Here is an 11952-nt window from a genome sequence, read left to right on the forward strand (position 1 = left end):
GTTCCCGAGGAAGCTCAGCGCCTCGGCCGATCGGCCGCATCCGGCCGGGCGATGTTGGCCGGGAAGCGGGGCCGGGGGGAGCCGAAGTCGAGCGGGTCGTCGGTGACCGTGTAGAGCTGTCCGTTGCGCAGATAGAGCCGGCGCTGCTCCTCCAGGTTGAGCGGCCGGGCGCCGATCCGACCGAAGACCGAGAGCTGGTTGCCGCTCTCGTCGACGGCGCGATCGCGGTCGAGCGTGTCGGCGATCGCGATGGCGTGCCCTTCCTCGGCGAGCTTGTGCGAGGCGACAAGGTGAGGCGTGGGCCTGGGGCTGAAGCCGTCGTTGCCGGAAGTGTAGGGCGAGGTGAGCTGGACCACGCGAAGGCCATTCTTGCCGTCGGCGAGGTAGGCGAAGAGGCTGTTGTAGGTGATGGCGACCTTCACGTCGTGCAGGTCGTTGATCTCACCCTCGGCGTTGTACACCTGGTCGATGAACGCCTCCCGGGGACGCTCGATGTCCACGATGACGAGGCCCTGCTCACCGGCCGCGACATAGGCGTAGGTCCGGACGAGGAAGGCCTTGTGGGCGTCGTGGATGGGGACCTCGTGAACGAAGGTCGGCCGGGTCGGGTCGGTGATGTCGAAGACCTTCAACCCGTCCTCGTCGCAGGCGAAGCCGTAGCGGAACTGGGCCTGGAAGTCGGTGGGGTGCTGGACCACGTCGGGCCCGATGACGGTGACGACCTTCGGGTCGAGCGGGTTGGCGAAGTCGACGACGACGATTCCGGCGTCGCAGCAGACGTAGGCATAGGTGCCGTAGAAGGTGATCTTCCTCGTGCCGCAGAGGATGCCGCCGGGGTTGAAGGTGAGGTCTCGCTTGAGGAAGTTGTTCAGCGGGTTGCCGTCGAGCAGGGAGGCGGCACCGACGAGGATGATTCCCTCGTACTTGTCGCCGACGTAGAGGAAGGCGTACGGCAGGGGGACCGACGGCTCTCGGTTTTCGGGGAAGTGGTGCCGGGTGGGATCGGGGGCGAGCGTGGTCGGGGCGGTCACGCAGGTGGCGTACCGCGTGCGGACGTAGAACCGCTGACCGAGCGGGGAGAACGGCGCCGTGAGAATCCGCTCGGAGAAGCCCTTGTTGTCGATGAACGCGATGTCGAAGACGCGGAGCCCGTTCGGACCGCAGGCGGCGTAGAGGAACTCGCCGCGGGCCTGGAGGTCGAGCACCTCGGGTTTGTTGTACTTCAGGCTGAGGTTCTCGCCCACGTCCTTACCCGGGTGCTCGTGGGCGACGACCAACTCTCGGCCCTCGGCGAGGTGCTCCTTGTAGCGATCGGGGTAGACGAGGGCGTGCATCGTGCTGCCGATGACCGCCTGGGGCTCGTCGCGCTCGGTCACCTCGATGGCGAACAACCCGTGCTCGCCGGCGGCGACCCAGGCGTATCGGCCCAGGAAGTTCATGAAGTTGGTCCCGTGCATCAAGAGCTGGGCCATGATGGCGTTGTTGTCGTCCGCTCGGGAGACGTGGCAGTCGGTGCACTGCTTCGTCTCACCGCGGCCGGGAAGGTAATTGGCCGGGTTGAGGGCGCGGCCGGTCGTGGGGTCGACCGGAGGTCCTCCTCGAACGGTGTGCGGGACGTTGGTGCTGAAGGCGATCCCGCTGAGGCCCTCGGAGGAGATGGTCTGCTGCTGAATGTAGATCGCCTCGCGCTGGGCGTTGTACGAGGTCACGTGGATGGCGCAGGACGATCGGGAGGGGTTGATGCGATTGCCGGTGACGTCGCCGTCTCGGGCGATCATGAAGGTGTCGTCGCGGAGGGTTTGCCAGTTATACGAGACGTAGTTCCGGGAGACATCGCCGCCGTTGTGCAGCTCGGGCATCTTCATGTTGGCCCGCTGCGGGAGGTGGCAGCCGTAGCAGCTTGGGTTCCACGAGGAGTGGCAGGCCTGACAGCTCATGTTGGTGCTGGAGTGGGGGCAGAGGTCCTCGTCGTTGCCGGGGAGGTCGCCCCAGACGAGGTTGTTCCCCTCGAAGCGGACGGTCTTGGCGAGGTGGGACTTCTGGTTGTAGTCCCGGTTGCCGGGAGTGGTCGTGTCGGCGGTCTGGACGACGCGCCACCAGAGGTCGGGCTCGACCATGGAATTCTGGATGAGCTGGCCGTCCTTGACCTCGAACCGAGGCTTGCCGAACGGAGTGCGAAGGGCCTTGAGGTCGAGGCCGCCGTCGGGGGAGGCGGGGCCGGAGGTCATCAGCGTGGCGTAGCGGACGGCGGTGCCGTGGCAGTCGATGCACTGGATCTCAATCGCGTTGCGGACCTCGCCGTAGAGCTTGCCGTTGCCGTGGGCACTGACGAGGAAGTGGCAATCGACGCAGTGCATCCCCTTCTCCATGTGGATGTCCATCAGGTGGAGGGGGACGCCGTCCCGGTCGGCCTTGCTGCCGTCGGTCTGCCGCTCCTCTCGGCTGGGGGGCGCCATCGCCGCCTGGAGGACGGCGTTGTCGACGTGGGGGACGATGTCGCCGTCGGCGTCGAGGAGGCGGCCCTTGCGGTCCTTCTTGAAGACGGCGTCGAAGACCCAGCCGTGGCCGTGGAAGTCGGCGAACTGCTGCTTCTCGGCGACGGCGTTCAGCTCGGCGACTCGGCTCAGGAACTCGGGATCGCTCCAGAGCCCTCGGGCGCTGGCCTCATTAGGGTCCACCATCATCGCGCTGACGAATTGCTCGGCGGTTGGGTCGCGCTCTTCCTCCGGGTAGAGCAGCTCGCCGTCGGTTTCGAGGTCCCACCACATGTAGCCGACATAGCTGTTCATGACGGTCGTGCCGGGGTGGATATGGCAGACCATGCACTGGCTGGTGGGCGGGGCCCAGACGAACTCGTGGGCGATGGGGTGGCCGGGCTCATTCTTGGGGATGGTCGGGTCGGGGCTGGCCGAGGTGCCTCGGTTGCCGAAGACGGCGAAGGGGCCGGAGTGGACCGGAGAGCGGTCATTCGCATAGACGACGTGGCAGGCGGTGCAGCCGCTGGAGCGGAAGTCGCCGGCCTTGTCGTTGGTGCCGAGGAAGTTGAGCGTCGGGTCGAGCAGCCGAGTCTTCTGCAGGCCGATGAGCACCGGGTCGGTGCGGTTCTTGGTGCCGAGCCCTCGGTTGCTCAGGCCGGAGACGGGTCGGCCTGGGGGATCGCCCCCGGCGTTGATGAGGCCGAGGTTGGTGACCGGGGCCGGGAACCCGATCTCGGCCGGCAGCAAGCGGCCGCGCTCGAAGATGCGGAGCACGTTGCCGGGCTGGGAGACCTCGAATCGGGGAAGGGGGTCGAGGAAGGGAAGCACCCCCTCGACCTTCATCTCGTACTCCGTCGGCGGCGGGACGGTCTGCACGCGCTGAGGGACGCCGTGCATGCTGTAGCTTTCGCCGAAGCGGGCCCGCTTGGCCGGGTAGGAGCCGTTGTTGTAGAGGGCGGCTTCCCAGAGCATGGCCCCGTGAGTCATCATGCTCTTGCGTACGTAATTGACGATTTCGCCGTGGCAGCCGGAGGTCCCGCAACTGATGTGGGCGACGCGGAGGTCGCCCGGATTGACGAAACGGATGAACTCGGGGGACTCGTGGTTGAGCAGGGTGTAGGAGCGGGCCGGGTTGCCGGAGGTCGGCCAGGCGTCGGGGAAGCGCGGGCGGACGTGGGCGAGCTCCTTGAACTCAGCGGTGGGGTCGCCGCCGTGGCAGTCGATGCAGCCAAGGCGGACGGTGTCCTTCATGTGCGGATCGCCGACGTTCTGGTGGCAGGTGACGCAAGTGCCGCTCTTGCGAGCCACGTCGAAGTCGGTCTGACCGAGCAGGTTGACTTGCTCGTAACCGGGAGGGAAGGGGAAGCCGCCGGGTCTGGGCCCGTGTGCGACCGGGTGTCCGTGGTATGAGGCGGGCGGCTCCCCGTGGGGGAGGGGGGGGGCCTGGGCGGCCGCGGCCGACGTCAGGGCGGCCCCGAGCAGGGCGACCAGCCCGGCGACCGGCGGCGATCGGCGGGCGGTGCGACTCCGGTCTCGTCCCGTCATGTGACTGGCGACCTCCATGTCTGCGGCGATCGATTCCGAGAGCGGTTCCTCCGCCCAACAGAAATGACCGCCTTTCAATCAGAAGCGTCTGAGGCCGTCAAGGCCGATCGGGCCGGCGGCGCTCGACGGAGTCGGCGCCTCCGGCCCGGGTGGGGGAGGGATCGGCACTCACGCCGTCGGAGCCGATCAGTAGGTCAACACCAGCGTCCCAAACGCCTGGACAAAGGGGTCGACCCGATCGTAGGTGTTGTTGTAGAGGTCGCGGAAGCCCTGGCCCGGGATCAGCGTGGCGGCACCGGCGAGGAAGACGATGTTCTCGCTCACCAGCGGGCGGTACTCGAACCCGATGCTCAGGTCGGCCCCAATGAAGTCGTGGATGTGGCCGTCGAAGAGGTACTGCTCGAGGACCGCGGTGTGGTCGAAGTAGAGCAGGTTCGCGTTGTTGAACATCTTCAGCTTGGGGGTCAGGTCGAGGTCCACCCCGAGGTTGCCCAGCAGCAGGCCGGGGTTGACGAAGTTGGCCTGACCCTTGACCTTGCTCGACCGGAGGTCGTTCACGAAGCTGTTCCGCTGGGTCAGGAAGACGCCGAAGAGCGGGATGAACTGGCGCTGGTAGAAGCTGAACTGGCCGCCAGCGAAGACGGGGTTGTCCAGGATGGTGTCGAATCCGGTGGCGTGAGTGTCATTCGGGTTGGCGTCGCCGGACTGCCACAGGAACGAGATCTTGAAGCGGGCCCAGTCGCGGTCGTAGGAGCCCTCGATGGCGTAGAACTGGGCGTTGATCGTCTGGGCGCGGTTGGCGATCGGGTTGTTTGTGTCCCGGCCGAGGGCCCAGTAGAACTGGTGGCTGAGGTTGTACCGGCCGAAGTGCCCCTCGCCGCCGAGGCCGAGGTAGGCGACGTTCACCGCGTGGGGGCGGAAAATGCCGATCGGGTCGGGGCGGGCGAGGAAGTGGTTCTGGTCGAACTCGATGCCGCCGTTGTCGTTGTTGTAGGCGACGTTGAACAGAGCGGTGTAGCCGGGGACGATGAAGTCCTGGCGGAAGAGATTGGCGAAGAACAGGTTCTGGTTCCGGAAGTTGAACGCCTGGTTGAGGAAGCTGTTGATGTTCTTCTCTTGCTGGTGGAAGTACACCAGGTTGAATTGCGTGCGGTTGGAGTCGGCGTTGCCGAAGAGCCGGACGCCGGAGTTGATGTCGAAGAAGAGGAAGCCGCGGAAGTCGGAGATGAACGGCTGGGAGCCGACCCGCAGCGACATGAAGTCGTAGTACGGGCTGAGATCGCCGAGCTTCGTCTCGACGAACCACTCCTGGAGCGTCCAGTCGGTCCGGGTGCGCTGCGTCCCGGCCAGGACGTTCGGGTTGACGTTCGCCAGCTCCATCAAGTTCAGGTTATTGATGTTGAAGACCGGGGTGAGCTGGATCCTCCAGTCGGCGGGCTTGAAGGCGGCGTCGCCGTGGAAGAGGTTCGCCGTCAGGAAGAAGTTCTGGACGAAGAAGAACTGGTTCGGGCGGCCGAAGAACTGCTCCTCGAACGGTCGGGAGGTGCTCTCGAAGGGGGTGGTGGCGGTGGGCAGCTCGCGGTACTCGTAGATGCCGATGGTTGAGGCGGTCATCTCGAGGAAGGTGTGCTGGCCGATGATCGGGTAGTCACCCTTGAGCACGTTCTGGTTGAAGGGGTCGAGCAGGTTGCCGGGGTCGTAGGGGTAGTCGTCGTCGAGTCGATTGCCGCGATCGTAGCGGTCCCAGAACGGGTAGCCGATGCGCCAGCGGTCCTCGACCGGGACGAAGTCGTCAACGACCTGCACCTCGGACGGGATCACTCCCGACTTGCCGGCGAACCCCGGAGTGGGGAAGAACGGCCAGCTCAGTACGCCGGGCCCCCTTGGCGGGACGGGCTCCTCCCCGAGCAGACCGAACGGGGTCGACTCGATGGGCCTGCCCAGCACATTCGGTCGGGGATCGAGGTCGGGGTCGTCCGTCGAGGGGGGAGGAGGCTCTCCCGGGATCAGGCCCGGGACGAACTGAGTAACCGATCCCGACCCGGCGGGGGGAGGGATCGCCGGGGACGCCGGCGGTTCGAATCCGGGGGGCAAGGGTGGCAATTCGATCGGTTCCTGAGCGGTCGACCATCCAGTCGGCTGCGCCAGCACGAGGGCGGCGGCCAGCGCCCATGCCCGTCGTCGGCGTGAGGAAGATTTCGACATCTCGCTCTGCTCCCCCAACTTCGGGACGGCGACCTGACCGACCCCCGACGGACACGCGAACCGGCGCCGGCCGTTCGATCCCGGCGACCGTGATGGCTCGGATCGGTGTCGAAGCCTCCCCGATCGTCGTCGCGGCCCGGCGAGGAACGATTGCGTAAGACGTGCGGGTCCGACCGATCTAGACGGTAGATCGGGTTGAGCGGGCCCGAGCATTACGATTTTTCTCCCTCATCGGATGCGCATCGGACGAACGAGGCCCCTCCGTTCGGGCGCTTGGCCCCTCCCCGGGAGGCCGGAAGCTACCGGCGAAGGTCCCGCCAACCGATTCCTCCCGGAAGATTGGTTGAAACGGAACACGCGATTCAGCCGATGCTGACGACGAGTTCCCGACGACCGAACCGGGACCAGACCTGACCCGAGGGTCGCCGCCTGGCCGCGCGATGCGGGCCGGGCGTTCGGAATCCAGCCCGAATGGTCGGGACCGGGCCCGCGGTCGGAGGGGCCGGCTCGACTCCACGGAAGGGGGTTCAGCCATGTCGGACCGAGGTCCCTCCGCGATGAGGAGGCAGTGGGGTGATCGAGGCCGGGCTCCCCGGCGCCCGAGGCGGACGCCGATCGTCGAATCGCTCGAAGCGCGCACCCTGATGGCCGTCAATGTCCAGGTGGTCGACGGGATCCTCCAGGTCCAGGGCAGCAACGGCCCGGATCAGATCGAGGTCTTCCGGGTCGGCAACGAGGTCCTCGTCCGAGACGGCGGCGCGGACGCCGCCCGGGTGCCCTACCGGGGCCTCTCCTCGATCGACATCGAGTCCGGGGAGGGGGACGACACCGTCCGGGTGCTGGCGAACATCACGATCTCGGCGGCGATCGACGGCGGCCCGGGGAACGACTCGCTCTTCGGCGGCTCGGGCAGCGACGTGCTGATCGGCGGCGGAGGGGTCGACAAGCTCGTCGGCAACGAGGGGTTCAACGTCTACACCGGAGGAGAGAACAACGCGGCGGTCCCCGGGCTGAACCTCGACCTCGACTCCGGCCTGTTCCTCGACAACCAGGTTCCCCCCTCGCCGACCACCGACATCAATGGCATGCCACTGACGCTGACCGCCGACGAGGTGAACCAGTTGCTCGACCGCGCCTCGGCCGCCTCGCCGAGCAACGACGCGATCATCGCCATCGTCGACCAGGGAGGACGGGTGCTCGGCGTCCGCGTCGAGGACGGGGTCTCGCCGACCATCCGCAACGATCCCGAAACGCTGACCTTCGCCATCGACGGAGCCCTGGCCAAGGCCCGCACCGGTGCCTTCTTCGCCAACAACACGGCACCCCTTACCAGCCGGACCGTTCAGGCGCTCAGCGAGTCGACGATCTTGCAGCGCGAGGTGGAGTCGGACCCGAACATCACCGACCCGAACTCGCCGCTGCGGGGGCCGGGCACCATGGCCCGAATCGGAGTCGGCGGCCACTTTCCCCGGAACGTGAACTTCACGCCGCAGGTCGACCTTGCGCAGATCGAGTACAGTAACCGGGATACCACCTTCCACCCCGGCCCCGACCGGATCAAGGGAACGGCCGACGACGTTGAGCTGCCCAACCGGTTCAACATTCCTGACGAGGTGATCCCCAAGCGCATCCTGGACCAGGACCTGTTCATCCAGCCGCCCGACAGCTACGGCTTCGTCTCGGGCCTCTACCCGGGGGCCCAGCCGAGGGGGATCTCGACCCTTCCCGGCGGCCTGCCGATCCTGCGACTCTACAAAACCGAGATCAACGGACTGATCCGGACCCGGGCCAGCCTGATCGGCGGCATCGGCGTCTTCTTCCCCGGGGAGACGGGGTACGCGATCGAGGAAAACTCGATCCTCAACGGCCTGGCCTTCGACCCGAGCAAGCCGGATCGCTCGCAGGAGGCCGAGGCGATCGCAATCGCGGCCCTCGGCGGGGTCGTCGACGTGACGAAGATTCCCATGGATGGGCCTCTGATCGTCAACAACCTGGGAGGCGTGCCAAAGATCTCCAACATCGGCCTGCCGCTGGGCCGCATCGACCTGGTCGGCATCACGCTGCCGATCTACGGCGGCCACGGGCTCTCTGGCCTGAAGGCGGTGCAGCGGGAGTTGGCCCAGCTGGGAGTCACGGCGAAGGGCAGCCAGGGCACGGTCAATGGCGTGAACCTGCCCGTGACCCGAGGTCCCGACGGGATTCCTGGCACCGGCGACGAGGAGCACACGATCGCGGGGCGGATCGTCCCCGAAGGCTTCCTCGTCGAGCCGCATGATGCCGCCGACGGCAGCCTGACCCGGGAGGATTTGATCCGGATCACGGCCCAGGCCGTGGTTCAGTCGAACCAGACCCGGTCGGCGATCCGACTGCCGCTCGACGAGTCGGCGCGAATGGTCATCGGGATCACCGACCTCGATGGCAACGTCCTGAGCCTCTACCGGATGCCGGGTGCCACCTACTTCTCGATCGACGTGGCGGTGGCCAAGGCCCGGAACGTCGCCTACTACGCCAACCCGGACAAGCTCCAGGAGGTCGACCACCTGCCCGGAGTCCCTCCCGGGGCGGCGTTCACCAGCCGGACGTTCCGGTTCGCCGCGTTGCCGTTCTTCCCGAGCGGCCAGGACAACTACCCGCCGGGGCCGTTCTCGAAGCTCAACGATGGCCAGGTCTCGACGCAGAGCGCCCTGAACGACGGGCCCCCGCTGCCCGCCTCGGCCTTCCAGAGCGTCAACGGGTTCGACTCGTTCAACCCACAGACCAACTTCCGAGACCCGACGAACATCCTCAACCAGAACGGGGTCATCTTCTTCCCCGGCAGCGCGCCGCTGTACAAGGACGTCGACGGCGACGGTCTCCGGGACCTGGTCGGCGGGTTCGGCATCTCCGGCGACGGCGTCGACCAGGACGACGTGGTCACCTACTTCGGGGCCCAGGGCTACGAGCCTCCGTTCACGGTCCCGAGGGCCGACCAGACGTTCTTCCGGGGCGTCCGACTGCCCTATATCAAGTTCAACCGTCAGCCGTTGAACCAGAAGGACCAGTTCCCCCAGAACTTCCCGGCGATGGAGGGGATCGGACCGCTGCCCTGACCCCGAGGGGGATCGCCCCACGGGCCGGTCGCGCGCCGGACCGGCCTCGATCGTCGAGGCCGGTCCGGCGACCCGGGCTCGCCGACCGTGCCGCGGACGGATCCCGGGACCGAGATCCGAGGAGGAGGAGGAGACCCAGCATGCGAGTCGGAATGGTTCGGCTGGCCCTCGCGGCGGCGGTCGCGGCGGGAGGGACGGCAAGGGGGTCGGATCCGCAGCTCCCACCGCTGCCGGCACCGACGATCGGGGGAGGGCCGCCCACACACTCTCCCCCAATCGTCTCCCGGCCGATCATGTCCCCGCCGTCGCTCGCGCCGGAGATGCCCCTGCCGGTGATGCTCAGCGAGAGCGACTCCGGACTCGGGTATTCCCACCACCACCATCACCACGAGGGGCACGAGGAGGGCCACTGCATCCCGGGGGTCTACAAGACGGAAATCTCGCGGTTTCCCGGCAACGGTTACGTCGCGCGGAAGCACCCGTATACCATCGATCAAAACACGATGGAACGAGCCGGTTTTCCGAAGGAGATCTCCCACCTGGCGGTGCCATCCGACGGGCCGCATTACACCGGATACTTCGTGGGAGGCGGTGCGTCCCTTTTTCACAAGGGCGGGAGGAACCACCCCCTGCAGGAGGGGACCTGGGGCTGGGACTACGAGCACCTCGGCCTGAAGCGCCGGGTCCAGTTGCTGTTCTCGAAGGGAAGGCTGTACCAGGATGGCGACGGGCAATACGAACCCGACCCGCCGTTCGAGATCACCAACGTCTTCGCGATCCGGTACGGAGAGCGGCTGCATCGCTTCCTCGGCCACGAGGCTGAGTGACCCCGGGGCTCTCCCGAGGTCTTCCCCCGTTCGAGGGCCCGGTCTTTGGCCAAACGCCGGAGACCGAGCCCCGGTCCTCTCACTCGGAACGGACGAGCGGACGTCGGGTCGTCCCGACCGCTCCCGGATTGGGATCCCAGCCATGAAGAGTCGTCGGTACCTGACCGTCGCCGGCCTTGGCCTCGCGTTGATCCGACCGGCGGGGGCCGACGAGCCCCCCGAGATTCGGACCCAGGGGGCGCTGATCCGATCGTCAGCCCGAGCTTCCCGAGTGGTCGTCGAAGACGGCCCACCCCGCGATCCGGGCGTTCGGAAGGCCGTCGCTCAGGTGGTGACCGATTTTCCGCCGCCCAAGGCCCTCCCCCGGTACGGTGTGGGCCAGGCACCCGCCAGCGGCGGAAATCCTCTGGTCGTCCCGCCTCCCGGGGAGCTCCCTGGCATCCCCGCCCCGTCGGAGATCCCGGGAGCCCCTGAGCTGCCGCCTCCCTCGGATCTCCCCGGCGTTCCGGAAGCAGTCGTCCCCGTGCCGCCTCTGGAATCGGGGGAGATCCCCCCTCCGCTCGAGCAGCCGGCCCCCGAGCCCATCCTCCCGCCAGAACTTCCCTCGCCGCCGACCGGGTTTCCGGAAGAGGGGCTCCCCCAGCTTCCGACGGCTCCGGAGCCTCCCGCGACGGCGGTCCCGGACCTCTCCCCGATCCCAGAGGCGGCGGAGGCGATTCCGCCCGACGCCTTCTCCTCCGGAGGCCCCGGCGCCGGGGCGCTGACCGACCTGGCCTCGACCGCGGCCCTCGCCGCCTCGTCGGGATTCGCCACGCCGGAAGTCTTCGGCGACTCGTTCGGGGCCTCGGGGATTCGCATCTTCCAGGGGCGTCCCCAGCCTCCTCCGCCGCTGCCGAGGCCGCCGATTCCCCCTCGTCCCCCCTCGCCGTTCGAGCCGGTCGTCTCCGCGGCGCTGGTGCCCACCATCCGGGCGATCAAGCTCTCGGAGAACCAGAGCCCGGCGCCGAGGAGCCGTTTGATCTACCAGTTCAACTTCTACAACGACGTGAACGGCACGGTCAACCAGCGGTTCGGGGCGCCGATCTCTGACATCCGTATCTATCGTCATGTTTTTGGCTTCGAGCGGGCTTTCCTTGACCAGATGGCCTCGTTTGGCATGCGATTGCCGTTGGATACCGTGACCGGGGATAGCCCGTTGCCGAACATCGGGCGCACCTCGACGGCGCTGGGGAACCTCGAGCTCTTCGCCAAGTACGTGCTTTACCGTGACCTGGAGGCGGGTCGATTGCTCTCGACCGGCCTGTCAGTCTCGCCGAACACCGGCCCCCGCCGCTTCGCCGGGGCCGACTACCTCCAACCGTCGAACAGCACAACGATCCAGCCGTTCGTCGGCGGCATCTTCACGGCCGGGAGGTTCTTCGCCCAGGGATTCCTGTCGATCCAGGTGCCCTTCGACACCAACGACGTGACGCTCCTCTACAACGACTACGCCTTCGGCTACTTCCTCTACCGGGCCCAGGAGCCCGGCCGGTGGCTCACCGCCATCACGCCGATCTTCGAGGTCCACGTGAACACGCCGTTGAACCACCGGGGGGTCCGGATTGACGATCCGGTCGGCATCCCGGACTTCGTGAACCTGACCTACGGCGCCGCGTTCGATCTCGGCCGCCGAGCCCGGTTCCTCGCCGCCATCGTCACCCCCGTCACCGGGCCGAGGCCGTTCGACTTGGAGGTGCTCGCTTCGCTGAATGTCTACTATTGAGGGCGGTTCCCCAGAGCCGCCCCCCGAACGGGAACTCCCCCAACGCC

General features: G+C 67.3%; 5 protein-coding genes. 3 read left to right on the forward strand and 2 right to left on the reverse strand.

Translation table 11 applies throughout. The features are described from left to right. Positions 1-14: 14 nt before the first annotated feature. Together TsocGM_RS07495 and TsocGM_RS07500 are read right to left on the reverse strand one after the other, a co-directional pair. Positions 15-4022: a hypothetical protein gene (locus tag TsocGM_RS07495; protein WP_199756712.1), complete on the reverse strand. Its 4008-nt coding sequence runs from the start codon at positions 4020-4022 to the stop codon at positions 15-17. Between the two features lie 186 nt (positions 4023-4208). Next, positions 4209-6227 (reverse strand): hypothetical protein, encoded by a 2019-nt coding sequence (locus TsocGM_RS07500; RefSeq protein WP_126724686.1) that lies wholly within the window; start codon positions 6225-6227, stop codon positions 4209-4211. 644 nt (positions 6228-6871) lie between these two features. Between TsocGM_RS07500 and TsocGM_RS07505 the strand changes: the two genes are divergently transcribed. The 3 genes from TsocGM_RS07505 (at position 6872) to TsocGM_RS07515 (ending at position 11905) form a co-directional block, all read left to right on the forward strand. After that, complete coding sequence (locus tag TsocGM_RS07505; protein ID WP_199756713.1) at positions 6872-9316, forward strand: heme-binding protein; 2445 nt, start codon at positions 6872-6874, stop codon at positions 9314-9316. Between the two features lie 140 nt (positions 9317-9456). Next, a complete protein-coding gene (locus tag TsocGM_RS07510; RefSeq protein ID WP_126724688.1) occupies positions 9457-10143 on the forward strand; it encodes a hypothetical protein in 687 nt (228 codons plus the stop codon). 142 nt (positions 10144-10285) lie between these two features. Further along, positions 10286-11905 carry a hypothetical protein gene (locus TsocGM_RS07515; RefSeq protein WP_126724689.1) on the forward strand — a complete coding sequence of 540 codons (1620 nt, stop codon included), beginning with the start codon at positions 10286-10288 and terminating at the stop codon, positions 11903-11905. The last annotated feature ends 47 nt before the right edge of the window (positions 11906-11952 follow it).

The organism is Tautonia sociabilis (assembly GCF_003977685.1).
Classification (GTDB): Bacteria; Planctomycetota; Planctomycetia; order Isosphaerales; family Isosphaeraceae; genus Tautonia; species Tautonia sociabilis.